The sequence below is a fragment of the Gluconobacter oxydans DSM 3504 genome (genome assembly GCF_000583855.1).
Lineage (GTDB): Bacteria > Pseudomonadota > Alphaproteobacteria > Acetobacterales > Acetobacteraceae > Gluconobacter > Gluconobacter oxydans.
In genome coordinates this window covers 53,512-78,054 of sequence record NZ_CP004373.1, presented here as the reverse complement: position 1 = coordinate 78,054, position 24,543 = coordinate 53,512, and the positions used below count along the sequence as shown (strand labels likewise).

General features: G+C 62.2%; 19 protein-coding genes. 9 read left to right on the top strand and 10 right to left on the bottom strand.

Annotation, left to right across the window (positions count from 1 at the left end):
* A complete protein-coding gene (metC, locus tag GLS_RS00335; protein ID WP_041110473.1) occupies window positions 1-1,212 on the top strand; it encodes a cystathionine beta-lyase in 1,212 nt (403 codons plus the stop codon).
* A 3-nt stretch (window positions 1,213-1,215) separates the two neighbouring features.
* Here metC and GLS_RS00330 read toward each other — a convergent pair whose 3' ends face one another.
* From GLS_RS00330 to GLS_RS00320, 3 genes are all read right to left on the bottom strand, one after another.
* On the bottom strand, window positions 1,216-2,718 hold the full coding sequence (locus tag GLS_RS00330; protein WP_041110471.1) for a YifB family Mg chelatase-like AAA ATPase: 1,503 nt from the start codon (window positions 2,716-2,718) through the stop codon (window positions 1,216-1,218).
* Window positions 2,719-2,768: 50 nt separating this feature from the next.
* Window positions 2,769-4,019 carry a phosphoglycerate dehydrogenase gene (serA, locus tag GLS_RS00325; protein ID WP_041110469.1) on the bottom strand — a complete coding sequence of 417 codons (1,251 nt, stop codon included), beginning with the start codon at window positions 4,017-4,019 and terminating at the stop codon, window positions 2,769-2,771.
* A gap of 140 nt (window positions 4,020-4,159) precedes the next feature.
* Window positions 4,160-4,948: an inositol monophosphatase family protein gene (locus tag GLS_RS00320; RefSeq protein WP_041110467.1), complete on the bottom strand. Its 789-nt coding sequence runs from the start codon at window positions 4,946-4,948 to the stop codon at window positions 4,160-4,162.
* Window positions 4,949-5,023: 75 nt separating this feature from the next.
* Here GLS_RS00320 and GLS_RS00315 point away from each other — a divergent pair, with 75 nt between their 5' ends.
* From GLS_RS00315 to smpB, 4 genes are read left to right on the top strand one after another with little or no spacing between them, the layout of a single operon-like run.
* Window positions 5,024-5,749, top strand: coding sequence for a 3-deoxy-manno-octulosonate cytidylyltransferase (locus GLS_RS00315; protein ID WP_052327596.1), 726 nt, complete (start codon window positions 5,024-5,026; stop codon window positions 5,747-5,749).
* Window positions 5,749-6,582 (top strand): prephenate dehydratase, encoded by an 834-nt coding sequence (locus tag GLS_RS00310; RefSeq protein WP_041110464.1) that lies wholly within the window; start codon window positions 5,749-5,751, stop codon window positions 6,580-6,582. The genes GLS_RS00315 and GLS_RS00310 overlap by 1 nt, the downstream gene beginning before the upstream one ends.
* A gap of 38 nt (window positions 6,583-6,620) precedes the next feature.
* Window positions 6,621-7,514 carry a 4-hydroxy-tetrahydrodipicolinate synthase gene (gene dapA / locus GLS_RS00305; protein WP_041110462.1) on the top strand — a complete coding sequence of 298 codons (894 nt, stop codon included), beginning with the start codon at window positions 6,621-6,623 and terminating at the stop codon, window positions 7,512-7,514.
* Between the two features lie 8 nt (window positions 7,515-7,522).
* On the top strand, window positions 7,523-8,017 hold the full coding sequence (smpB, locus tag GLS_RS00300; protein WP_011251661.1) for an SsrA-binding protein SmpB: 495 nt from the start codon (window positions 7,523-7,525) through the stop codon (window positions 8,015-8,017).
* 145 nt (window positions 8,018-8,162) lie between these two features.
* Here the strand turns inward: smpB and GLS_RS13600 are convergent, their stop codons facing one another.
* Window positions 8,163-8,849, bottom strand: coding sequence for a cold-shock protein (locus tag GLS_RS13600; RefSeq protein WP_011251660.1), 687 nt, complete (start codon window positions 8,847-8,849; stop codon window positions 8,163-8,165).
* Window positions 8,850-9,126: 277 nt separating this feature from the next.
* On the opposite strand from GLS_RS13600, the gene GLS_RS00290 reads away from it, so the two are divergent.
* On the top strand, window positions 9,127-10,128 hold the full coding sequence (locus GLS_RS00290; RefSeq protein ID WP_024717299.1) for a lipid A deacylase LpxR family protein: 1,002 nt from the start codon (window positions 9,127-9,129) through the stop codon (window positions 10,126-10,128).
* Window positions 10,129-10,183: 55 nt separating this feature from the next.
* On the opposite strand, the gene GLS_RS00285 is transcribed toward GLS_RS00290, so the two are convergent.
* Entirely contained in the window at window positions 10,184-11,884 is a 1,701-nt protein-coding gene (locus GLS_RS00285; protein ID WP_041110460.1) for a putative bifunctional diguanylate cyclase/phosphodiesterase, read from the bottom strand.
* A 78-nt stretch (window positions 11,885-11,962) separates the two neighbouring features.
* Entirely contained in the window at window positions 11,963-14,113 is a 2,151-nt protein-coding gene (recG, locus tag GLS_RS00280) for an ATP-dependent DNA helicase RecG (RefSeq protein ID WP_041110458.1), read from the bottom strand.
* A 72-nt stretch (window positions 14,114-14,185) separates the two neighbouring features.
* Between recG and mfd the strand changes: the two genes are divergently transcribed.
* Window positions 14,186-17,707, top strand: coding sequence for a transcription-repair coupling factor (gene mfd, locus GLS_RS00275; protein WP_041110456.1), 3,522 nt, complete (start codon window positions 14,186-14,188; stop codon window positions 17,705-17,707).
* Here mfd and GLS_RS00270 read toward each other — a convergent pair.
* Complete coding sequence (locus GLS_RS00270) at window positions 17,696-18,559, bottom strand: hypothetical protein (protein WP_041110454.1); 864 nt, start codon at window positions 18,557-18,559, stop codon at window positions 17,696-17,698. The genes mfd and GLS_RS00270 overlap by 12 nt on opposite strands.
* Window positions 18,560-18,660: 101 nt before the next feature.
* Here GLS_RS00270 and GLS_RS00265 point away from each other — a divergent pair, with 101 nt between their 5' ends.
* Together GLS_RS00265 and GLS_RS00260 are read left to right on the top strand one after the other, a co-directional pair.
* The gene (locus GLS_RS00265) at window positions 18,661-19,482 is read left to right on the top strand and encodes a DUF1217 domain-containing protein (protein ID WP_041110452.1); all 822 of its coding nucleotides are present in this window, start codon (window positions 18,661-18,663) and stop codon (window positions 19,480-19,482) included.
* Window positions 19,483-19,559: 77 nt separating this feature from the next.
* Window positions 19,560-20,987 carry a pyridoxal phosphate-dependent decarboxylase family protein gene (locus GLS_RS00260; RefSeq protein WP_041110450.1) on the top strand — a complete coding sequence of 476 codons (1,428 nt, stop codon included), beginning with the start codon at window positions 19,560-19,562 and terminating at the stop codon, window positions 20,985-20,987.
* Here GLS_RS00260 and GLS_RS00255 read toward each other — a convergent pair.
* The 3 genes from GLS_RS00255 to GLS_RS00245 form a co-directional block, all read right to left on the bottom strand.
* Complete coding sequence (locus GLS_RS00255) at window positions 20,941-22,815, bottom strand: cobaltochelatase CobT-related protein (RefSeq protein WP_041110448.1); 1,875 nt, start codon at window positions 22,813-22,815, stop codon at window positions 20,941-20,943. The genes GLS_RS00260 and GLS_RS00255 overlap by 47 nt on opposite strands.
* A gap of 4 nt (window positions 22,816-22,819) precedes the next feature.
* Window positions 22,820-23,836, bottom strand: coding sequence for a cobaltochelatase subunit CobS (gene cobS / locus GLS_RS00250; RefSeq protein WP_041110446.1), 1,017 nt, complete (start codon window positions 23,834-23,836; stop codon window positions 22,820-22,822).
* An 85-nt stretch (window positions 23,837-23,921) separates the two neighbouring features.
* Window positions 23,922-24,542, bottom strand: coding sequence for a DnaJ domain-containing protein (locus tag GLS_RS00245; protein WP_041110444.1), 621 nt, complete (start codon window positions 24,540-24,542; stop codon window positions 23,922-23,924).
* Between the last annotated feature and the right edge of the window lies 1 nt (window position 24,543).

Below are 24,543 nucleotides of genomic sequence, written 5' to 3'. Positions count from 1 at the left end.
ATGAGCGATCTGGAAAAGCAGGTCAGCGCGGGGTGGAGCCGGATGGCCTCCATGCTGGTGCGCGAGGGACGTCCACACGAGCTTCCGGAATCGGGAACATTCGTGAATGCGCCGGTGAGCCGCGGATCGACGGTCCTGTTCCCGTCGCTGGAAGCCATGAACCGGACGGATGGTCGCAGCCATGCCCACAAGGTGGTCTACGGGGCCATGGGATCGCCGATCCAGCACCAGCTTGAGGAAATGCTCAGCCGGATCGAGGGCGGAACCCATACACAGGTTGTCGGCTCAGGGCTCGCTGCCTGCGCATTGCCGCTTCTGGCGTTTCTGGGTTGTGGAGACCATCTTCTGCTGCCCGATTCGGTTTACGGACCGACGCGGCGCTTTGCAGGAACCATGCTCCAGCGCATGGGCGTGACGACGACCTATTATCCGCCCACGGCATCGCGAGACGAAGTTCTGGCGCTCATGCGACCGGAGACGAAGGTGCTGTTTGCGGAAAGTCCCGGCAGTCACACTTTCGAGGTGCAGGACGTACCTATGCTGGCCGGAATCGCGCATGAGGCCGGAGCGCTCCTGATGCTGGACAACACCTGGGGGATCGGCGTCTTTCAGCCCTTCACTCATGGTGTGGACGTGTCGATCCAGGCCCTGTCGAAATATCCCGCCGGGCATTCTGACGTCATTATGGGGTCGGTCACGGTCAATGATGAAGCGCACTGGAAAACGCTAAGGGATGCCGCAATCCAGCTTGGACTGTGCGCCGGGCCGGATGACTGCTGGCTGACGCTGCGGGGTCTGCGGACGATGGGTGTGCGGCTGGCGCATCAGTCCCGTTCGGCACTGGAAATCGCGCAGTGGCTCAAGACGCGGCCCGAGGTCGCACGGGTCCTGCATCCCGCGCTGGAAGACTGTCCGGGGCATGAGTTCTGGAAGCGCGACTTTACCGGAGCGTGCGGCCTGTTCGGGGTGGAGCTTCAGCCAGAAATTTCCGTTGAGGCCGCCGAGCGGATGATCGACGGGCTTGGGATGTTCGGGATCGGAGCCTCCTGGGGTGGGTATGAAAGTCTGGTCCTGCCGACCACGGGGCATATCCGGCGCGTGACGGGTGAGGGTGGTCCGACATCCGCGACATTCCGTCTGCATATCGGGCTGGAAGACGTCGAGGATCTGAAGACCGATTTGGCACGAGGTCTGGACAGCCTTCAGTTCTGAACCTTAACGGCGACGAAAAGTCAGGGCTTCAGCGACGTGATGGCGCTGGATGCTCTGGGTGCCTTCCAGATCCGCGATGGTGCGGGAGACGCGGATCAGGCGGGTGATGCCCCGATTGGACAGGCGCAGTTTTTCAGCGGCCTGTTCGGCGAGAGAGCGGGCATCGTCGTCCATATCGAGTTGGTCCGGAGAGACCTGCGAGTTGGGAACGTCCTGACGGTCGATTTGGCGTTGGCGGGCAATTTCCACGCGAGCACGAACCTTGGCGCTGCTCTCTCCTTTCGGCGCGCGGCTGATGTCGATGGGAGATAACGGCTCGATCTGCACGCACAGATCCATCCGATCAAGCATCGGGCCGGAAATCTTGGCCGTGTAGTCCTCGCCGCAGCGGGGAGCCTTGCGACAGCTCCGTTCCGGGTCACCCAGATAGCCGCAACGGCAGGGATTCATGGCGCCGATGAACTGGAAACGGGCCGGATAGGTCGTGTGATGGGCCGCACGGACGATGGAAATGCTGCCGGTTTCAATCGGCTGGCGCAGGGATTCCAGACAGGATCGTGAAAATTCAGGCAGCTCGTCGAGAAACAGCACGCCATTATTGGCAAGGCTGACTTCGCCGGGCCGCGCTTTTGCACCCCCACCGACGATGGCCGGAAGGCTCGCGCTGTGATGCGGGGCACGATAGGGCGGTCGGACAACCAGTCTGCCGTTCTGCAGAATGCCGGAGACGCTGTGGATCCGGCTGGTCTCCAGCGCTTCTTCCCGTGTCAGGTTGGGTAGAATTCCGGGCAGCCGGCTGGCGAGCATGGATTTTCCAGCACCCGGCGGTCCACTCATGAGCATCGAATGAGCCCCGGCAGCGGCAATTTCCAGAGCGCGCCGTCCGATTGCCATCCCTTTGACGTCCGCAAGATCGGGCCCGTACTCAATGACATGTTCGGTCGGGAGCGGGGCCGGCGACAGGATCTGCTGTCCTTGAAAATGGGAAACAAGGGCTGCGAGTGTGGGGGCGCCGAGAACATCCGTGCTGTCATTGCCCCAGCGTGCTTCAAGCGCCTGGGCTGCCGGACAGATCAGTCCGAGCTCATCCTGGACGGCCCCAATGGCAGCGGACAGAACGCCTGCGACGGGATTGATGCGTCCGTCCAGCGACAGTTCACCCACAGCCGCATAGGCCGAAACGGCTTCAAATGACAGAATCCCCATGGCGCAGAGCAGGCCAAGGGCTATGGGAAGATCGAAATGTGCGCCTTCCTTGAGAAGGTCGGCCGGCACGAGATTGACGAGGATGCGTTTGGGCGGAAGCGCCAGTCCCATGGCTGTCAGGGCAGCGCGGACACGTTCGCGGGCTTCGCCGACAGATTTGTCCGCCAGTCCCACAACGAGAAATGCGGGCAGGCCGCTGGAGACCTGGACCTCGACCGTGACCGGAACGGCTTCGATACCCGAGAAGGCGAAGCTCTGGATGCGGGCGAGGGCAGGTGTATGCGGGCTGGGACTCGTCATGAGACAAATCCTAGCCCGAAATTATTTACCGTTGGTTAACGGCAAGAGTATCAGGCGCGCTGGTACAGCAGGCGGGCACGCAGTGTGCCATCGAGGGCCTTGAGGCCGTCCAGCAGCTTCGTGTCCATGTCAGGGCCTTCCGACTCGGCTTCGACAACGACGTAGCCGACTTCGCCATCCGTCTGGAGGTACTGGGCCGTTACGTTGCAGTTCTGCGAGGCGAACAGGTCATTGATCTGGCGCATGATGCCCGGCCGGTTGGCATGGACATGCATGAAGCGCGTGCCCCGGGGACGCTCGGGGAGCTGGACGCTGGGAAAATTGACGGATCCGATCGTGGAGCCGACGTCGGAATAATCGACCAGCTTACGGGCGACTTCGACGCCGATGCGCTCCTGCGCTTCCATCGTGGAGCCGCCGATATGCGGGGTGAGGATGACGTTCTCGAGGCCCTGAAGCGGCGTTTTGAACTCTTCGCCGGCTTTCTTGGGTTCGACCGGGAACACGTCCACGCCCGCGCCCATCAGGTGTCCGTCCTTCAGCGCAGCTGCGAGGGCCTCAAGGTCCACGACGTTGCCGCGCGCGTTGTTGAGCAGGATGGAATTGGGCTTCATGGCCCGGATTTCCGTCTCTCCGATCAGCAGATCGGTCTCCGGTGTCTGCGGAACATGGAGGCTGACGATGTCGGACTGTGCGAGCAGGTCATGCAGGGTGGACACGGCGATGGCATTGCCATGCGGCAGGCGCGGCATCACGTCGAAATACAGCACGCGCATGCCGAATGCCTCGGCCAGGACCGAAAGCTGGGAGCCGATGGAGCCATAGCCGACAATGCCGAGCGTTTTGCCGCGGACTTCCCAGGCGTTGGTGGCGGACTTGTCCCAGCCGCCTTTGTGGCAGGCTTCCGAACGCGATGGAATGCGGCGGAGGAGCATGACGATCTCGCCCATGACCAGTTCAGCCACGGAACGGGTGTTGCTGAACGGTGCATTGAAGACGGGAATGCCGAGCATGCGTGCGGCGTTCAGATCGACCTGGTTCGTGCCAATGCAGAAGCAGCCAATGGCCATGAGGCGGTCTGCGCCTTCGAGGACTTCGCGGGTCAGCTGCGTCCGGCTGCGGATGCCGACCATGTGCACACCCTGAAGGGCTTCCTTCAGCGCATCACCTTCGAGTGCGCCCTTGACGCGCGTCACTTCGGTGTAGCCCTCTGCGGCGAAATGGGCTGCGGCGCTTTCGTGAATGCCTTCCAGAAGAAGAATGCGGATCTTGTTCTTGGGGAGAGAGAACTGCGTTTCCATAAATCCGTCCCGGTCATGAACCGGAAGGCTCCGGTTTCAATTCAAACTGCTTCCATCAGGTCTGGCCGTGACCAGACCGGTCCCGGCTCATGTCTGCCGCCACGTTCGCCGGGGTCCTCTCCCTAGCCGATTGGCGGGATTCAGGAAAGGTGGCGGACGAGTTCGGGAAGCAGGGTTGCGTCTCCGCAGGCCAGAACGGTGCCGTCGCTTTCGAGCGTAAGAGGCTTCCCCTGCCAGTCCGTGATGCAGCCACCCGCGCCTTCCACTACGGGAACGAGCGCGCCCCAGTCCCAGGGCTTCATGGTGCATTCGGCAATGACGTCGATCTGGCCCAGGGCAAGCAGTCCGTACGCGTAGCAGTCTCCACCCCATGACGTGCGCCGGGTATGTTTTTTCAGGTTGGCAAAACGCGGGGCATGCGCGTCTGTCATGATTTCTGGGGCCGTGCAGGACAGTTCAGCTTCCGCCGCTTCCGGGCAGCGGCGCGTGCCGATGGTGCCGGGCAGGCGGTCGGACAGGAAGGTGGTTGGTCTCCCCGTAACGCCGAGCCAGCGCTCCCCTGTAACGGGCTGGTCAATCAGCCCGAGGACGGGGCGGCCCTTGTGAAAGAGTGCAATGAGCGTCCCGAAAGTGGGGCGGCCGGTCAGGAAAGCGCGGGTGCCATCAATGGGATCGAGAACCCAGAGCCAGTCGCTGCTGGCGCCGCTTATGCCGTTTTCCTCGCCAAGGATGGCGTGCTCCGGAAGGCGTTCTTCGAGAATGCTGCGCATGGCCTGTTCGGCCTGACGGTCCGCGATGGTGACGGGGCTGTCGTCGGATTTGGCGTCGGCACGAAGGGACGTCCGGAAATGGGGCAGGACGGTCCTGCGGGCGATGTCGGCGCAGGCCGTGGCGGCTTCAATGGCGGTCTGCAGAACCGTTTCACTCATGATTTTCGTCTATTCCCGTCCCAGGAGCGTGGCATGAGATTGACGCCCGTTCTGGGGGGCGGCATCAGAGGGGCCATGCATCCGATCATCGTTATCCCCTCCAGACTTGCTTCGACCCGCCTGCCGCGCAAGCCCCTCGCTGACATTGGTGGCGTGCCCATGATCGTCCGGGTGGTCCGGCGTGCCCTGGCCGCGAAGGCCGGCCCGGTTGTCGTGGCGGCGGGGGATCGGGAAATCCTTGAAGCCATCGCGGATATTCCCGGCGTTCGGGGAGTGCTGACCGACTCGGGTCTGGCCAGTGGGTCCGACCGTGTTCATGCCGCCCTCGCGCAGGTCGATCCCGATGGGGTACATGATGTTGTCATCAATCTTCAGGGGGATCTGCCCCTGATCGAGCCGTCCAGTCTGATTGCAGTCCTGAAACCGCTGGAAAATCCTGCTTTCGATATTGGAACCCTGGCGGCCTCCGTGACCAGCGACGTTGAGCGCGAGGCCTCACAGGTTGTGAAGATTGCCTGCGCGTTTGGCGAGACGGATGTGGCGCGTGCGCTGTATTTCTCCCGTCTGCCCATTCCGTGGGGCGAGGGGCCGCACTGGCATCATGTCGGGATCTATGCCTGGCGTCGTGCGGCGCTGGAGCGTTTCGTGACGCTGCCGCCCTCCGCGCTGGAGCGTCGGGAAAGTCTGGAACAGCTGCGGGCGCTTGAAGCCGGCATGACGATCGGCTGTGCGAGGATTGACCACGCGCCTCAGGGCGTGGATACGCCTGCTGATCTTGAGCATGTGAGAGGATTGGTCTGATGCCGGTTATTGCATTTCAGGGCCGTCCCGGCGCCTATTCCGATCTGGCCTGCCGTCAGGCGCGTCCGGGCTGGACCACGCTGCCCTGTCCGACATTTGCCGATGCGATCGACGCCGTGCATGACGGTCGGGCGGACGAAGCGCTTCTGGCGTGTGAAAATACGCTGGCCGGGCGTGTGCCGGACATTCATTCGCTTCTGCCGGACGCCGGGCTTCACATCGTCGGGGAATATTTCCAGCGCGTCGAGCACTGCCTTCTGGGCGTGCCGGGTGCGAAGATCGAAGATGTCCGCCGGATTCACACACATCCCGTTGCATTGGGACAGGTTCGCAAACTGATCAGTGAACTGGGTGTGGAGCCAGTAACGCAGTTCGATACCGCCGGTGCGGCCGAGATGGTGGCGCAGTGGGGACGGAAGGAAGATGCGGCGATTGCGTCTTCCCTGGCGGCCGAGCTGAACGGACTGACGGTGCTTCGGAGCAATGTCGAGGACGCTTCGCACAACACGACGCGCTTTTATCGTGTGGCCCGCAAGCCTTGCATTCCCTCGCCCGAGCGCACAGATGTGCTGACGACGCTGCTGATGCGGGTCGGGAACTGCCCGGGGGCGCTCTATGCGGCATTGGGTGGATTTTCCCGGCATGGTATCAACATGACGCGGATCGAAAGCTACATGCTGGACGGCTCGTTTGCAGCGACGCAGTTCCTGATGGATGTCGAGGGACATCCGGAACAGGCCCCTCTGGCGGCGGCGCTCGCGGAACTGGAGCAGGTCAGCGACGATCTGAGAATTCTGGGTGTTTACCCAAGCAGTCTCTCACGCCGGGCGTGAGGGCAGGACAGGCAGAGCCCATGACAGAAGGCGGAACAATGGCTGACACGAGCATGTATCAGGGGTCGCTGACGGCTCTGGTCACTCCGATGCATACGGATGGACGGATCGATTTCGACGTTTCGGCAAAGCTGATCGAGCGTCAGATCGAAGCAGGCACCACGGCACTGATCCCGGCTGGTACGACAGGCGAAAGCCCGACGCTGTCGCATGAGGAGCATGGTCGCGTCGTGGCGCATTGCGTTGAGACGGCGAACGGACGCGTGCGCGTCATGGCCGGTGCGGGTTCCAACAGCACGTCTGAAGCCGTTCTCATGGCAAAGCATGCCCATTCCGTCGGGGCAGACAGTCTGCTGGTGGTTGTGCCGTATTACAACAAGCCGTCACAGGAAGGGCTATATCGCCATTTCATGACGATTGCCGATGCGACGCCTCTGCCGATGTTCCTGTACTGCATCCCGGGCCGGTCAGTCGTAGACATCTCGATAGCGACCATGGCGCGTCTGGGCGAACACCCCAATATCGTCGGGACCAAGGATGCGACCGCCAATATGGCCCGGCCGATCGCTGTGCGTCGTGCCGTGGACAAGCCGTTCAACCAGCTTTCTGGTGACGATAACAGCGTTCTGTCCTTTCTTGCCGCAGGTGGTGACGGCTGCATTGGCGTGACGTCCAATGTCGTGCCGCATCTGTGCGCGGATATGCATCTGGCATGGCAGGAAGGACGGATCGAGGATGCAATCGCTATTCAGGATCACCTGACGCCGCTCCATGATGCCATGTTCATGGAAAGCAATCCCGGTCCGGTGAAATATGCACTGTCCAGACTCGGACTGTGCAATGCGACGCTGCGCCTGCCCCTCGTAGAGCCGCAGGAAGAGACGCGTCGGGCCGTTGACGCTGCCCTCCGCTCGCTTGAGCTTCTGGACTGATCACAGCTATGGCCGGAAAGAAAACCAAGAGCGGCATGATTTCCCATGGCATGGCCGCACAGAACCGCAAGGGTCGGTTTGACTATACGATTCTGGAAACGACCGAAGCCGGAATCGTCCTGAAGGGGCCGGAAGTGAAAAGCCTGCGTCTCGGCCGGGCGACGATTACGGAAGCCTATGCTGCCGAGCGGGACGGCGAGATCTGGCTCTTCAACTCCTATATTCCGGAATATCAGGGCGGCGTTCTCTCCCGGTTTGAGCCGCGTGCTCCGCGCAAGCTGCTGATGCACCGCAAGCAGATCGCGCATTTTCTGGGTGCTGTCAGCCGTGCGGGCGCCAGTCTGGTGCCGCTTGATATTCATTTCAATGCCCGTGGCATGGCGAAAGTGACGCTGGGCCTGGGTCAGGGACGCCGCAAGGAAGACAAGCGGCATGCCATTGCCGAGCGTGACTGGAAGCGGGACAAGGCGCGACTGGTTCGGAGCAGCGGCAAGGACTACTGAGCCGGTTTGCTCTGGGGATAAAGATTGAAAAAAGGTCGGATTCTTCCGGCCTTTTTTATTGCCTGGGCCGCAAGGCAGACATGAAAAAAGCCGCTGCAGCAGAAGCTGGCAGCGGCTTTTTTACTCAGACCGAAGTCCGGGTCGTTCAGTCAGCGCTGATTTCAGCAGCTTCCGGACCCTTCTGGCCCTGAACAACCTTGACGTTGATCGTCTGGCCTTCGTCAAGCGTCGGCAGGCCCGAACGCTCGAGAGCGGAGGCGTGGACGAAGATGTCCTTGCCGCCGGATTCCGGCGTGATGAAGCCAAAGCCCTTCGTGGCGTTGTACCACTTGACCGTGCCACGCATGTCTTCAGCGCGGGACAGGTCCGGAGCCGGACGGCCCGGACGTGCACCACCGAAGCGGGGCTGATCACCGAAAGCAGCGCGGGGACGCGGTGCTTCTGCCGTGCTCTCGTCAACGGAGAGGACTTCAGCGACCTGACGGCCCTTCGGGCCCTGGCCGATGCGGACCACAACGGTCGCGCCCGGGTTCACGTTGCTGACACCAGCATTGGTGAGGGCGTTGGCGTGCAGGAAGATGTCGCCCGAGCCATCGGACAGTTCAACGAAACCGAAACCCTTCTCGGTGTTGAACCACTTCACGCGGGAGCTGATTTCCGGGCCTGAAGCTGCGACGAAGCTGTTACGACGGGGCGCGCCGTAGCCGCCACCACCATTTCCACCACCAAAGCCTCCACGATCGCCATAGGACGGCTGGGACGAGTATGTGTCGTCAAACCCGCCGCGGCGAGGTGAGTTGAAGCTGCTGCGGTCGGTTCTGTTGTTTCTCAACGGTCTAATCCCGAGACTGGGGTGTCATGATAGGGCGGACCCTGCCGTGACGTAATTTCAAAAATTTGGAAAAAAACGACGCTGTTTCTCTCCTGCAGCAATCCCTAGCACGCTTTTTTCCTTCTCTGCCACAGGGAATATGGGGCTGAAACATAACTCGCGCTAATTTTAAGATTGGGATGAGACCCGTCGACACTTTGATTCCGGTCGTGAAAATGACATACACACGTTTCCCAGTACTTGGTGGTTCCCGATCCCGCGCGTAACAGAGGTGCCCATGCGAAGCCGACTGACTTTTTCCATTGGAGCCACTGCCGTGCTGGCGCTGTCTTCCACCGCCATGGCCACGCCGTTGCAGGATCCGTACGGAACCTGGACCGTCCAGGGTGAAAATGACGCGATTTCCACGCTGAAAGGGACGTCGGATCAGTATTATACGTCCGGTCTGCGCATCAACTGGACATCGGGAACGGACAATCTTCCGCGGCCTATCGCGAAGCTGAACCATATCCTGATGGGCGATGGCGTACAGCGTATCAGCATCGGTCTGCAGCAGATCATCGACACGCCGCGCGACACCCAGGCTGACAATCCGCCGCAGGGTGACCGCCCTTATGCCGGGCTGCTGCTGGGAACCGTGAACCTCATCAACGATACGGATCTTTCCCGGACCGTAATGGGAATCCAGTTCGGCATGCTTGGTCCGTCGGGACTCGGGCGTCAGGTCCAGAACGGCTTTCACAAGGCCATCAGCGATACGCCGAGCACCGGCTGGTCACACCAGCTCGCGAATCAGCCGATCTTTCAGGTTCAGGCCGGCCGGATCTGGCGCGTGCCTGTCCTGAATGTCTATGGCATTCATGCCGACGTGCTGCCGGCGATCTCGGGTGCGGCGGGTGATTACCGAACCTATGCTGATGTAGCGACGACGTTCCGCATCGGTCAGGGTCTGGACAGTGACTTCGGCAATGCGACGATCGGACCGGGACTCGACGGCACTGATGCGTTCCGCGCGACCCGTCCTTTTGCCTGGTATTTCTACGGCGGGGTCGAAGGCCAGGCCGTGGGCTATGACGTGACGCTTCAGGGCAGCACGGTCCGCCCCAATGCGCCTCACGTCGAGAAGGTCTGGGATGTGGGTGAGATCCATGCCGGTGTGGCTGTTATGTGGCACGGTGTGCGCCTGTCCTACAGCCAGAACTGGCAGACGGCACAGTTCGAGACGCAGAAGGCGGGTCTATTCAACTACGGATCGCTCAAGCTTTCGGTCAAGTTCTGACGTTTCCAGACCGGGGACTGAAAAGGCCGCTTTCCTTACGGGAAGCGGCCTTTTTTCATGCCTGGGCGAGATGCGGGACGTGGCTGTCCCGGACCGGGGCTCCCAGCAGGTAACCCTGGACTTCCTCGCAGCCATTGGCATCGAGCAGCGCCATCTGGTGTTCGGTTTCAACACCTTTCGCGCAGCAGGTGATGTTCAGGGAGCGGGCAAGGGAGAGAATGGCGTACATGATCTCGTCGGCACGCATGTCCTCACCCAGATACTGGACGAAGGCACGGTCGAGCTTGATCTGGTCCAGCGGATAGATCCGCAGCCTCTCCAGTGAGGAATAGCCGGCCCCGAAATCGTCGATGGCAAGGCGCACACCCAGCGCGCGGACGCGGGAGAGCTCGCGAAAGGCGATGTCGGAAGGACCGAAAGGACGGCATTCGGACAGTTCGACCTGCAGTCTTCCGGGCGGAAGGCCGGTCTCGGTCAGGACGGTATCGACGAGCGGTGCGAGCCGTTCATTGACCAGCCAGACGGGCGAGACATTCACACACACCCGCAGCGGAGTCGGCCAGCGCAGAGCGGCCAGGCAGGCATTGCGCAGGCTCCAGCTGTCGAGTGCCTCGATCATGCCGACTTCCTCGGCATAGCGGATGAAGAGATTGGGGGCTACTTCACCATGGCCCGGGCGTGTCCAGCGCAGAAGAGCCTCATGTCCGACGATTTTCTGGGACGCCGTATCGACGATGGGCATCCATTTCAGGAAAAGGGCATCGTCTTCGACCGCCTTGAGCAGATCCTTCTCAAGATTCGACGTGATGGCATAGGTGTTCGTCAGTTCCGCATTGGCGCGGCGCTCATGACCACCTCCCGTGCGATTGGCTTCGGTCAGGGCTGCGCGGGCAGCGAGGATCAGCTGGTTCGCGTCTCCTGCATCCTGCGGATAAACGCTCCATCCTGCCGAGATCGAGAACGGAATTGCGCCCATATCCAGCGACACGGGCGCGCTTGAGATCTGCAGGATCGCATTGACCAGGGAACGGGTCGTGACGGCTGTGGTGCCCGGCGGTGTCAGGACCATGAAATGGCCGCCGCCGATCGAGCTGAGGAAACAGCCTTCCGGCAGAACGGCTCTGAGGCGGCGGATCATTTCCGCGAGGATCAGGTCAGCCGTGTCCCATCCATAGCGGTCGTTGATCAGCGAGAGATGATCCAGGTTGAGATGGATCAGGCTGAACACGGCGCGGCGTGAGAGCTTGCCTGTCCGTTCAATGAACTGGTGCAGGACGCGGAGGCTTTCCTCGCGGTCCGGCAGGGAGGATTTTCCCGGATGATCCGCAGTCTCGTTGGCAAGCTCGCCTGCGACGTCCTGCAGGGCGCGGCCAGCCGTGGCCGAGAGACGTCCGCCCGGTGGGCAGAGCGCAACCAGAAACAGTCCAGACTTGCCGTCACTCGAACGGGTGGGGACAGGGTATCCGATCAGGGAAAAGTCATCGGGTAACGGGCAGGAAAACGGAGTGTCGCCATTCCGATTCTGTTCCGATGAAAGAATGATCCTTCCTGTGGCTGCTTTCTGCAGTGCTGGCGGAAGGGGGCCGATGGCATGGAGAATATCCGGGGTGCCGCTTGCGGAGAGGTCCAGCAACGCGACTGCCGACCCGCCCGTCGCGGGCAGAAGCAGACGAAAAAGCAGGGATCGGCGATCCGAAGAGGTGCCAGAGTATTCGTGTGAAGTCTCTTTCTGAGCGTCTCTGGCAGGACTGCTCATCACGCGTGTACTCCATGAAATTCAGTTGAATGCATTACTGATCAAGTAGCGGCATTATATCCGCATGAACTTTTCTGTCTAACCGGAAATCAGAAGTCTGTCCGGATCATTCCGGTCAAATATTTCCAGAAGAAGTCTGAGTGCGTGACCGCGGGGACCTTCCAGATGTGGATTGCGGGCGATTTCACGCTCGCTGTCCTGCTGCATGGCGGTCAGCAGCAGGCTGAGACGCGCGCCCTGCGCCAGACGGAAGCCGGGAAGTCCGGACTGTCTGTCTCCCGCGATGTCGCCGCCGCCACGGATTCTGTAGTCCTCGTCGGCGATCAGGAAGCCGTCATTCGTGTCGCGCAGAAGGCTCAGACGGCGGACGGCAGTTGGTGTTGCAGCGCGGTCATGGAGGAGGAGACAGAAGGACTGTTTCGAGCCACGCCCGACGCGCCCGCGAAGCTGGTGAAGCTGGGCCAGACCGAAGCGCTCGGCCTGTTCGATGACCATGACCGAAGCCGCCGGGATGTCCACGCCCACTTCAATGACGGTGGTAGCGACAAGAAGGCGTGTTTTACCCAGACGGAACGTGTCCAGCGCCTCCTGACGGACGGTAATGTCCTGTTTGCCGTGAGCAAGGCCGACGAGCCCTTCAAAGCGCTGCTCCAGCGACGCCCATCGTTCTTCCGCCGCTGCTGCGGCCTGTGTCTCGCTGTTTTCAATGAGCGGGCAGACCCAGAAAACCTGCACACCATCGCGCAGGGCACGACTGATGCCGGCGAGCACACTGTCGAGCGAGTCCATACTGTGCAGGGTCGTGCGGATTGGCTGTCGCCCCGGCGGTTTCGAGTCCAGACGGCTGACGCTCATTTCGCCCCACTCCATAAGCTGGAGCGTGCGGGGGATGGGGGTCGCGGTCATGACGAGAATGTCGGTCGCTTCGCCCTTGGCGCTCAGATTCATGCGCTGGCGGACGCCGAATCGGTGCTGCTCGTCGATGACGGCAAGGCCGAGGTCGTGGAAAGTCACGCCGTCCTGAAACAGGGCGTGGGTGCCGACGACAATCTTTGCAGTTCCATCCGCGATGGCGGCGAGGGTCTTGCGCCGGGCTGCACCCTTGATGGTGCCGCTCAGATAGACGCATTCCGTGGGGCAGAGACGGGAGAGCGTTTCGAAATGCTGGCGGGCGAGGATTTCTGTGGGCGCCATCAGAGCGGCCTGCGCACCGGACTCGACAGTCTGGAGCATGGCGTTCATGGCGACGAAGGTCTTGCCCGCCCCGACATCGCCCTGAAGCAGACGCATCATGGGCGTTGAGGCCGCAAGATCGGCAGCGATTTCGGCAATGGCCAGTGTCTGGGCGTGGGTGGGCTTATGGCCGAAGCGGCGCAGCATCTCCGCCTGAAGTTCGCCGGTTCCGGGAAAGCTGCGTCCGGGCCGCTCACGGGCCTTGAGGCGGGCAAGACCGAAACAGAGCTGGTCGGCCAGAAGTTCGTCGGCGGCAAGGCGGGACAGGGCGCGGTTGCGGACAGGCTCCCAGGCGACTTCCGGCGGGATGATCTCGGGGGACTGCATCAGGCGCAGGGCCTGTGTGAAGGAAGGCCATTTCCGCTGGGTGACGAGGGACGGGTCCAGCCATTCCGGCAAGTCAGGCAGGAGCGCCAGAGCCGCACGCATGGCCTTGCGGACCGTATAGGGAAACAGGCCTGCGGTCAGGGGCCAGACGGGTTCGAGCGAGGGGAAGCCGTCGCGTTTGGCCCAGCTCACGACATGGTCGGGCTGTGGCATCGTCAGCTCGCCCTGAAAGCTGCCCGTCTTGCCGGAGACGAGAAGTTCGGTCCCCACGGTCGGGCTGGGCATGTTGCGTGTCTGGAAGAAGACCAGATCAAGCTTTCCGGTGTCGTCTTCGGTGCGGATGATGGAGGGCTGACCGGGGCGAGCGGCTTTGCGCAGGGAGAGGACCCGCACATGCGCTGTCAGGATTTCGCCGGGGGCGAGATTGTGTCCGTCCGCGACTGTGCGCAGAATGCGCCGGTCAACCACCCGTTCGGGCAGGGTGAACAGCAGGTCCAGCACGCGGCGGCCGCCCGCGATTTTTTCCAGCAGGCTGGCGTGCCGGGGGCCGATGCCGGGCAGGCTCGTCAGCGGTGCGAAGAGGGGAGCGAGACGGTCGTCCCAGGCTTCGTTGCGCTGTTCTTGGTCGGAATGGGATGGAAGAGACTGCGGGAACTGTTCGGACGGCATCGTGACAACGGGCGCTTCCCGTGCTCCTCGGGCTGACAGGCGATGGAACGGCAGGTATAGGGCATTAGCAGGATGGAACAAAACGAAACCATGACCCGTGAAATGTCCACAGCGTCCTTCGGCAGGTCTTTCGGACCAACCGTCTGGGGCGTGCCGGATGGCAGTGTGGCCTTTCTTCTCCGCCAGCGCCTTGCCGAGCATGACGGACCTCTGCTGCATGTTGCGCGTGATGACGCTGCCGTGGCCGCGCTGGCCGACATGCTGGCTTGGCTCATGCCGGAAGTGGAGGTTCTGCGTCTGCCGGCCTGGGACTGCCTGCCTTACGACCGCGTCTCGCCCAATCCGGTTCTGATCGCCGAACGGGCCGGGACGCTGTGCCGTCTGCTGGAGCCCACCAAGGCGCGGCGGATCGTTCTGACGACCGTGCACAGTCTGGTACAGCGCGTGCCCCCGCGCTCGGCATTCCGTGGGCAGTCCATCAGCGTGAAGACGGGTGAGAGCCTCGATCAGGCCATGCTGATCGAACTGCTGATCGCCAACGGCTACACCCGGACCGATACGGTCATGGAAGCGGGCGAGTTCGCGACACGGGGCGGGATTTTCGATCTGTTCCCAGCCGGCGAGAGCGATCCGATCCGTCTGGACCTGTTCGGGGATGAGGTCGAGAACATCCGCGCGTTCGACGTTGGAACGCAGCGTTCCACCGAAACCCTGAAGCGTTTCGAACTGCGGCCGGTGTCCGAGTTCTCGCTGGGTCCTGACAGTATCAGCTGCTTCCGGACAGGCTGGCGCGATTCGTTCGGCTCAGCCGCGACATCCGATACGATCTACGAGAACGTTTCCGACGGGCGGCGCTATCCGGGGTTGGAGCATTATCTGCCGCTGTTTCATGACGGTGACGGACACCAGATGGAAACGCTGCTGGATTATCTACCGGGTGGTGCGGTCAGCTTTGACCATCATGCGCCGGAAATCCTCAAGGCGCGGCTGGACATGATAGCCGATCATTATCAGGCCCGCCGTGTGCCGACGCGTGAGGGCGAAATTCCGTATCGTCCGCTGCCGCCGCACAGGCTGTATCTGGATGCTCACGGCTGGGAGTCGATGCTGGCGGATGTGCCTTCCGTCATCCTCAATGCATTTGCCATGCCGGATACGGCTCAGGGCGTGGATGCAGGCTATCGCCCCGGACCGCTGTTCGCGCGCGCCAAGGACGGAAGCCGGGCCGGGATGTTCGAAGCCTTCGGACAGCAGGTGAAAACCTGGGCCGAGGCAGGACGCAGGACCTATGTCACGGCCTGGAGCCGCGGATCGCGCGAGCGGATTTCGCATCTTCTAGCCGAGCATGGTGTCACGACGACGTCCTATGAAGACTGGCCGGATGCTGCGGGGATGCCGAAGGGCACGACCGGCCTGCTGACGCTGGGTCTGGAGCGCGGATTCGTCTCGGATCGTCTGTGCTTTGTCTCCGAGCAGGATCTTCTGGGCGAGCGGATTTCCCGTCCCCCCCGTCGCCGCAAGCGTGGCGAGCAGTTCATCTCGCAGGTCGGCGAGATCGCGGAAGGGGATCTGGTTGTTCATTCCGATTACGGAATCGGGCGATATGTGGGGCTTGAGACGGTCGTCGAAGGCCGCGTTGCACACGACTACCTGTCGATCCTCTATGATGGGGAACAGCGGCTTCTTCTTCCGGTTGAGAATATCGAACTTCTGAGCCGTTTTGGCTCCGAACAGGCGGGTGTTCAGCTCGACAAGCTGGGCGGCACGGCCTGGCAGGCGCGTAAAGCCAAGATGAAGTCCCGCATCCGCGTCATGGCGGGGGAGTTGATCAAGACAGCCGCGGCCCGTGCGCTCAAGGATGCGCCGACGCTCGCACCGGCCGAAGGGTTGTGGGACGAGTTCTGCGCGCGCTTCCCCTTCGTGGAGACGGAAGACCAGTCCCGTGCGATTGCAGACGTGCTGGAAGACATGAGCGCCGGGCGGCCGATGGATCGGCTGGTCTGTGGCGATGTGGGTTTCGGCAAGACGGAAGTGGCGCTGCGGGCAGCGTTCGTGGCCGCACTTTCCGGGATGCAGGTCGCGGTTGTGGTGCCGACGACGTTGCTGGCCCGTCAGCACTTCCGCAGCTTCTCGACGCGGTTCGAGGGCTTCCCGGTCAGTGTGGCGCAGCTTTCACGCCTGATCACGCCGAAAGAAGCCACGAAAGTCCGCGAAGGTATGGCGGATGGCACGGTGGATATTGTGGTCGGCACCCATGCGCTGCTGGCCAAGACCGTGTCCTTCGAGCGTCTGGGCCTGCTGATCATCGACGAGGAGCAGCATTTCGGTGTGGCGCACAAGGAACGTCTGAAGGCGCTGCGTGAGGACGTGCATGTCCTGACCCTGTCAGCCACGCCGCTGCCCAGAACGCTTCAGCTTTCGCTGTCCGGCGTGCGTGAAATGAGCCTGATCGCGACCCCGCCGACAGACCGTCTGGCGGTGCGCACATTCATCACGCCGTTCGACAGCGTCATGATCCGCGAGGCGATCCAGCGTGAGCGATTCCGCGGCGGCCAGATTTTCTGCGTCGTGCCGCGTCTGGCGGATATGGACCGGATGGCCGAGCGCCTGACGGAAATCGTCCCGGACGCCAAGACCGTGCAGGCTCATGGACGCCTGACGCCCACGGAACTCGAACGCGTCATGACGGAATTCGCAGACGGAAAATACGACATCCTGCTCTCCACAAACATCGTGGAAAGCGGGCTGGATATGCCGAGTGTGAACACGATCATCATTCACCGCGCGGACATGTTCGGTCTGGGGCAGCTCTACCAGCTTCGCGGACGTGTCGGGCGTGGCAAGCAGCGCGGTTACGCGTATCTGACCTGGCCACAGACGCGTCCGCTGTCTCCGTCATCGGAAAAGCGGCTTGAGGTCATGCAGACGCTGGACTCGCTCGGGGCGGGCTTCACGCTGGCGTCCCACGATCTGGACCTGCGTGGCGCTGGCAACCTGCTGGGTGATGAGCAGTCCGGGCATATCAAGGAAGTCGGGATCGAGCTGTACCAGCAGATGCTCGAAGATGCCGTGATCGATATGCGCCGTGAGCGCGGCAAGCGTCAGGACGACGAGGACAGCTGGACCCCGACCATCATTCTCGGCCTGCCGGTACTGATCCCCGAAACCTATGTGCCGGATCTGCCGGTGCGTCTCGGACTGTACCGGCGCATTGCGTCACTGACGAACGAGGCCGAGGTCGAGGCCATGCGCGCCGAACTCGTGGACCGTTTCGGATCGCTTCCGCCGGAAGTGGGCAATCTGCTCGATGTGGTCCTGATCAAGCGCCTGTGCCGTGAGGCTGGTGTGGAACGTCTGGAAACCGGGCCGAAGGGCATGGTGATCCAGTTCCGCCGGAACCGTTTCCGCAATCCGGCCGCGCTGATCGACTGGGTAACGCGCAAGAAGGAATCGGGCGTGAAAATCCGTCCCGATCACAAGCTTGCGGTCATCCGCGAAATGACGAATGCGACCCGCATTGGCTATGCCAAGAAGGTCACGACCGTTCTGTGCAAGATGATCCGCAAGCTTGAGGCATCGAAATCAGGGGACTGAGAACGGCAGCGGGATGCGGTTGACGGTCACGACACCGCCACTCAGCCCGATGTCCCACAGGGTCGCATCACCGCTCTGACGTCCCATCAGCCGGGCGATCGTCAGGGCGGCCACGACCTTTTTGGGAGCCGTGTCGCGGATCTGGCCGATCAGGGTGTCGACATTCGTGACGCTGACATGCAGGTCTGCGGCCGAAGTAGAAGCTGTTGCGCCGGGCTCGATGCTGCCCTTGCCGTCGATGGCGCTGCTGCCGGAGACGGCGTGCAGGGCGTTGATCGTGATCTGCTGGCGTGCCGTATCGAGGCCCTGGACCGTCAGATCGGCTGAAAGCTGCGTGGGCATGAGGGGCTGTTTGGTATCATGGATGCCCGTGCCCTCGACCTTCAGTCGAAGGTCCGGCGTGGTCTGGACAGCTTGGATTGAAGCCTTACGGATGGTCATGTTGTGGCCGGGGCGGCCCAGCGTGACGTCTGTCCAGGCGGCCTGCGGGGTTCCGCTACGGATATCGCTGCTGTTGATCGTCAGGCTCTGCTCCTTGCAGGCCGCGCTGATCCCGCCACGGAAGGCGCTGAGTGCGGCATAGGCTGCCACGGCGTTGAAGCGCTCCAGGGTGGCGCTTTCAACGTGACCGGATGGATCGGACAGGTTCACGCCGCGGATGTCGAGCGTGATGTCGGTGCCGGTCAGGGTCGCATGCAGGGTTTTAGCCGTCAGGCCATGCGTGGCGGCCTTTGTGCCGGCAAGTTCGTAGGTGAAGCAGGATTCCGGCAGACCGGACAGGGTGGAGGCACTGGCCATAACCGGAATCAGAAGCGCGGCAGTGGCGGCGAGCAGGGACAGGCGAAGGGACATGAGGGGGTTCCGGACTGTGGAGAAGGACAGGAGACGTTAAGACTGTATTAGGGAATGGGGAGATAGAGTGACGGACCTACTCCTTTTTCGGAGAAACGCGCGTGTCTTCCTCCATTTCCGCCATGCCCGCCATTCCGCAGTATGTCTCCATCATCAAGGATGAAGACTCTTCGGCGAACAAGTGGGAAAAAACAAGCGTCTCCGCCCAGCAGGCCGTCACGGCCTTCCAGAAGGATGCCGCTTCGATCAAGACGCCGGAGCAGCTTCTGAAAAACTACAAGGCCCTCACGGTGGTGCTCGGGGCCTATGGAATGTCCTCGGTCATTGGTCAGACGGCGGTCATCAAGGATCTCATGACGCAGGATCCGACCTCGTCCAAATCCCTGGCCCAGACCAGCGGAAATTCGGCCTGGAAGGCGTTTGCGAATGCCTTTTCCGACTGGTCGACCTCGCCTCTGGCGTCTTCCGACACCGTGCAGAGCATCACGCAGAGTTACCTGACCAACAGTTACGAAGACAGTCTGCAGACAGAGACGCCGGGTCTTGGGGATGCGCTGTATTTCACCCGGACAGCCACGACGGACATGACTCTTGCCAATGTGATGGCAGATCCGAAGCTTCTGAAAGTGGCTGAGGTTGTTTCCGGTTTTGACACGACACAGTTCGGTGCGCTGGATTACGATCAGCAGGTCCGTCTGCTTGGATCGAAGCTGGATATGTCCAAACTCAGTACGAAGCAGGGAATCCAGCAGTTCGCGCAGCAATATCTTGCCCTGCTGCAGATCCATCCCGTTACGAGCACGACGCCAGCAAGCATGCTGACCCTTTATGGCGGGAGCGGCTCCAGCACGAGCATTCTTTCCCTTTTTACCGGAAACTCGAGCAGCGACAGCAGTTCGTCACTGTATTCTGCGCTGTTCTGAGCGTTTTTCCTGACGTGACATCGACCGGGCGGCCCTGTATCGCAGACACCTGACGGATTTCAGGGGAAGGGATAATCATGGCCGGACTGGACCCCACCGACTGGCGCGGCATTCGTGACATCGGACACCGGATGCTGGACGAGGTCTTTGACCGCATGGAGCATGTGGGAGAGGGGTCCGTCTGGAGACCCATGCCATCTTCTGCCCGGCAGGCCCTGAAGGAAGGACTGCCGGAAAAGGGACATTCCCTCGACGATCTGTACGGGCGTTATCTTGATCTGGTCGTGCCTTATGGCGTGGGGAATACCCATCCCGGTTTCATGGGATGGGTGCATGGGGCGGGAACACCGGTCGGGATGCTGGCGGAAATGCTTGCCGGTGGCCTGAATGCGAATTGTGGTGGACGCGATCACGCGCCGATCGAGGTCGAGCGCGAGGTGATCCGCTGGGCCCTGCAGATGGTCGGCATGCCGCAGGATGGCTCGGGCTGTCTGGTAACTGGCTCGTCCATGGCCAACTTCATCAGCGTGATCACGGCAAGCCGGGCGCAGGACCTGTCCATCCGGAAGGAAGGTATCGGGGGCCGCAGGCTCGTGGGTTATGCCGCGACGACCGCTCACGGATGTCTGCCGCGGGCATTTGATCTGGCAGGGCTGGGAAGCGAGGCGCTGCGGCGTGTCCCCGTTCTGGCGGATCATCGTATGGATGTCAGCGCCTTGCGGGACATGATCGCAGAGGACCGGAAGGACGGTTTCGTGCCGTTCATGGTTGCGGGCACGGCTGGAACCGTTGACTGCGGGGCGATTGACGATCTGGTGGCGATCGAGGCGGTCGCTCGTGAGGCTGGGCTCTGGTTCCATGTGGACGCGGCATTCGGGGCGCTGGCCTGTCTTTCATCTCGCTTTCAGCCGCAGCTTGAGGGGATCGGGAAAGCAGACAGTCTGGCTTTTGATTTCCATAAATGGGCGCAGGTTCCGTATGACGCGGGCTGCGTGCTGGTGCGCGACAGCCGTAAACATGCGGCAGCTTTTGCGCAGTCTCTGGATTATCTCGTGCGTGAAGAGCGCGGGCTTGCGGCCGGGGCGCCCTGGTTCTGTGATTTCGGGCCGGATCTGTCACGCGGCTTCCGGGCGCTCAAGGTCTGGATGACGCTGGGCCATTACGGATCTGAGCGCATGGGAGAAATGGTCGAAACATGCTGTGACGTGGCCGCCGATCTGGCGCGGCGTGTGGAACGAACGGACGGGCTGACTTTGCTGGCGCCGGTGACGCTGAATATCGTCTGCTTCGGGATCGACGGTCTTGAAGATGCCGAAGTCTCGGAACTGGTGCAGGATCTGCATGAAAGCGGGATCGCCGCGCCGTCCACGACGAAGATCAACGGTCGGCTGGCGGTGCGGGCGGCGATCGTCAATCACCGGACTACGACCGTCCATACCGACCGGATGCTGGACGCCGTTATTGCGCTGCGCGACGAGCGCCTGCAGGCGCGAACAGGGCGCTGAGCTGGGCCATCATGGTTCCGCCGAGGTCTTCGGCGGAGCTGATGGTGACGCTGTTGCGATAATAGCGCGTGACGTCATGGCCGATGCCGATGGCCAGCAGCTCGGTCCCGCGATCCGCCTCGATCCGGGCGATCACCTTGCGCAGATGGTCTTCCAGATAGTTGTGCGGATTGGCGGAGAACGTGCTGTCATCCACAGGCGCGCCGTCAGAAATCACCATCAGGATATGGCGGTGTTCCGGCCGGCGGCGCAGCCGTTTCCAGGCCCAGAGCAGGGCTTCGCCGTCGATGTTTTCCTTGAGCAGACCGTCGCGCAGCATCAGGCCCAGATTGCGCCGGGCGCGCCGCAGGGGCGTGTCCGCATCCTTGTAGATGATGTGGCGCAGATCGTTCAGGCGGCCCGGCTGGGGTGTGCGTCCGTTCTTGAGCCAGCGCTCACGGCTTTGGCCACCTTTCCACTGGCGGGTCGTGAACCCGAGAACTTCGACCTTCACGCCGCAGCGTTCGAGCGTGCGGGCCAGAATGTCGCCGCAGATGGCGGCCGTGCCGATCGGGCGGCCACGCATGGAGCCTGAATTGTCGATCAGGAGAGTGACGACCGTGTCGCGAAACTCCGTCTCGCATTCATGCTTGCACGAGAGCGGAAGGGTCGGATTGGTCACGACGCGGGACAGGCGCCCGGCGTCGAGAATGCCTTCTTCCTGCTCGAATTCCCAGCGGCGCTGCTGCTGCGCCATGAGGCGGCGTTGCAGCCGGTGCGCAAGGCGTGAGACCAGGCCATGGAGCTGGGACATCTGCTGGTCGAGTTTCTGGCGCAGACGGTCCAGTTCGTCGGCGTCACACAGATCGGACGCGTTCACTTCCTCATCGAAATCGGTGGTGTACGCCTTGTAGGTATTGGGGGCTTCGGAAGGTCCGGTGTCGGCCTGCTGGTCTGAAGGTCCGGCAGCTTCTTCGGTGCCGTCTTCCGACATTTCAGTGGATTCCGTGGCTTCGCTTTCGCCGGAAAGGCCGGTTTCGCCGCTCTCGGGCTGATAGCCGTCTTCTTCCTCGTCGGTGGCGGCAGGGGCCTGCTGGTCCTGACCTTCTGCCTCAGGCGCGTCGCTGTCCGTTGTTTCCTCTTCGTCGGAAGGCAGATCAGACGGGGCCATCTGCTCTTCGTCCTCATCGGGGACGGTTGTGAGCTTGCAGGCGCCAAGGAAGCGGGTTGTTGCGCGGGCGAAGGCCGTCTGGTCGCTCTGGGTGCGGGCCATGTCGGCGAGTGCGGCTTTTGCTGCGGGCGTCAGGGACGCGCGCCATTCATCCAGAGCCGCTCCGGCCTGAACAGGCATGGGATGGCCGCTCATGGCTTCTCGGGCAAGGAGATCCAGCGCGACGGGAGCCGGCATGTCCTCGCGCGTTTTCATCCGGTTGCAGCCAAGTTCGGCGCAATGCTGGGCGACGCGCTGTTCCAGATTGGCGCGTACGCCTGCCATGTGGCGTGAGCCGTAGACCTCGCACCGGGCCTGTTCCAGCGCATCGAACGCCTGGCGGGCTACGGGTTCAGCCGGGGCGCCTGCGTCTTTCTGGGCATGGTACCGCATCCGCAGGGCAGCGGAATCCGCGGCCCCCCGGATCTTGCGGATTTCCCAGTCGTGCATGTGGCGCGACAGATAGGGCAATTCCACATTGCCGGCAGCGGCGGCGTTCTGACGGCTGCCGTTGACGGCCCCCTGAAAATCCACGCCCTGTTCCGGCGCGCCCCCCATGGCGCGCAGGGTGGCGATGGTGGCCTGACGGAAGCGTTCCTGCCGTTCCTCGTCGGTGAGGGAAGTCTTGGGAGCAGACAAGGGATCAGGCCAGCGGTGAGGCGTTGAAGCAGCGCTGGTAGTATTCCGCCACGATTCCGCGCTCGGCCTCATCGCATTTGTTGAGGAAGGTGAGGCGGAAGGAAAACGCCACGTCGTTGAAGATGCGGTTGTTCTCAGCCCAGGCGATGACGGCGCGTGGGGACATGACTGTGGAGATGTCACCAGCCATGAAGCCGGACCGCGTGAGGTTCGCCAGCGCGACCATCCGCTCGACCAGCGTCGTGGCATCCTTGTCTTCTGAGGGGATCTTCAGCTTGGACGTGACGATGCCGACTTCCTGCTCCAGCGGCAGGTAGTTCAGGGTGGCGACGATGTTCCAGCGGTCCATCTGGCCCTGATTGATCTGCTGGGTGCCGTGATACAGGCCGGTCGTATCACCCAGACCCACCGTGTTGGCTGTGGCGAACAGGCGGAAGGCCGGATTGGGACGGATGACGCGGTTCTGGTCCAGAAGCGTCAGGTGCCCTTCGGCTTCCAGCACGCGCTGGATAACGAACATCACATCCGGGCGGCCTGCATCGTATTCGTCGAAGATCAGGGCGCAGGGATGCTGGAGGCACCAGGGAAGCAGGCCTTCGCGAAATTCCGTGATCTGCTTGCCGTCCTTGAGCACGATCGCGTCCTTGCCGATCAGGTCGATCCGCGACACATGGCTGTCGAGGTTAATCCGGACGCAGGGCCAGTTCAGGCGCGCGGCGATCTGCTCGATATGGGAAGACTTGCCGGTGCCGTGGAAGCCCTGGACCATGACGCGCCGGTTGAAGGCGAATCCCGCGAGAATGGCCCGGGTGGTGTCCTCGTCGAACTTGTAGGACGGGTCGATGTCGGGGACATGTTCCGTGCGTACGGAATAGGCCGGAACCTGCATGTCCGTGCGGATGCCGAAGAGTTCTGCCGAGGAGACCATGAGATCGGGAGCGCCGAGAACGCTGGTCGGGACCGCAGCATTTTCAGCGGTGGTCACGGCTTCCGGGGTGTCAATCGTCGCGAAATCACTCATGGGACTCTTGGGCTTTCTCTGGCTCTTGGATCAGGACGTTCTGGAGAAGATGGAGCCTCGGCGTCCTGTGTTCCAGTCTAAAAATTCAGGAAACGAAATCATCCTGCCGGGTGAAATGGACTTTCAGCACGGCATAGGCCGAGCCGATGGCTTTAAAACGCTCTTCGGATTTCGCATCGCCGATATTGGCATCGGGGTGATGCTGGCGGGCGAGGGCGCGATAGCGGGTTTTCACGTCATCGAAAGAGACAGGCCATGTCAGATCCAGGGTCGCAAGGGGCTGACGCAGGGGCTCGGGGATTCCGGCGGCTTGGGCGGACGCGCGCTGGCGGGCCGCATCTTTCGCCCGCTCGGCCCGGCTGTGACGGGTCGCGCCGAGAATGTCGAGCGGGTCGAGGATGTCATCCTCGTTGAACTCGGCCTTGTTGGCCGTGCCGGTGCCGAGCTTCCAGGACGGACGCTGCCATGAGACGTCAGCCCGCAGATGCGCTTCGATCTGGCCCGGCGTCATGCCGCGATAGAAATCCCAGCGGGAATTGTATTCGCGGACATGCTCAAGGCAGAACCAGAAATACGAGCGCAGGGCATCGCGCCCGCGCGGCGCACGGTAGCCCGCAGGTTCGTTGCAGCCCGGATGGTCGCAGACCTGTTCCGGCGCGTCAGGATCGGGATCGAAGGCCCGGTGTCTGGTGGATTTGCGCTGCATG

Excerpts from the sequence above, each read along its gene's own strand:
- metC (WP_041110473.1), top strand. The coding sequence starts at position 1 with ATGAGCGATCTGGAAAAGCAGGTCAGCGCGGGGTGGAGCCGGATGGCC.
- GLS_RS00330 (WP_041110471.1), bottom strand. The coding sequence starts at position 2,718 with ATGACGAGTCCCAGCCCGCATACACCTGCCCTCGCCCGCATCCAGAGC.
- serA (WP_041110469.1), bottom strand. The coding sequence starts at position 4,019 with ATGGAAACGCAGTTCTCTCTCCCCAAGAACAAGATCCGCATTCTTCTT.
- GLS_RS00320 (WP_041110467.1), bottom strand. The coding sequence starts at position 4,948 with ATGAGTGAAACGGTTCTGCAGACCGCCATTGAAGCCGCCACGGCCTGC.
- GLS_RS00315 (WP_052327596.1), top strand. The coding sequence starts at position 5,024 with ATGCATCCGATCATCGTTATCCCCTCCAGACTTGCTTCGACCCGCCTG.
- GLS_RS00310 (WP_041110464.1), top strand. The coding sequence starts at position 5,749 with ATGCCGGTTATTGCATTTCAGGGCCGTCCCGGCGCCTATTCCGATCTG.
- dapA (WP_041110462.1), top strand. The coding sequence starts at position 6,621 with ATGGCTGACACGAGCATGTATCAGGGGTCGCTGACGGCTCTGGTCACT.
- smpB (WP_011251661.1), top strand. The coding sequence starts at position 7,523 with ATGGCCGGAAAGAAAACCAAGAGCGGCATGATTTCCCATGGCATGGCC.
- GLS_RS00290 (WP_024717299.1), top strand. The coding sequence starts at position 9,127 with ATGCGAAGCCGACTGACTTTTTCCATTGGAGCCACTGCCGTGCTGGCG.
- GLS_RS00285 (WP_041110460.1), bottom strand. The coding sequence starts at position 11,884 with ATGAGCAGTCCTGCCAGAGACGCTCAGAAAGAGACTTCACACGAATAC.
- recG (WP_041110458.1), bottom strand. The coding sequence starts at position 14,113 with ATGCCGTCCGAACAGTTCCCGCAGTCTCTTCCATCCCATTCCGACCAA.
- mfd (WP_041110456.1), top strand. The coding sequence starts at position 14,186 with ATGGAACAAAACGAAACCATGACCCGTGAAATGTCCACAGCGTCCTTC.
- GLS_RS00270 (WP_041110454.1), bottom strand. The coding sequence starts at position 18,559 with ATGTCCCTTCGCCTGTCCCTGCTCGCCGCCACTGCCGCGCTTCTGATT.
- GLS_RS00260 (WP_041110450.1), top strand. The coding sequence starts at position 19,560 with ATGGCCGGACTGGACCCCACCGACTGGCGCGGCATTCGTGACATCGGA.
- cobS (WP_041110446.1), bottom strand. The coding sequence starts at position 23,836 with ATGAGTGATTTCGCGACGATTGACACCCCGGAAGCCGTGACCACCGCT.
- GLS_RS00245 (WP_041110444.1), bottom strand. The coding sequence starts at position 24,542 with ATGCAGCGCAAATCCACCAGACACCGGGCCTTCGATCCCGATCCTGAC.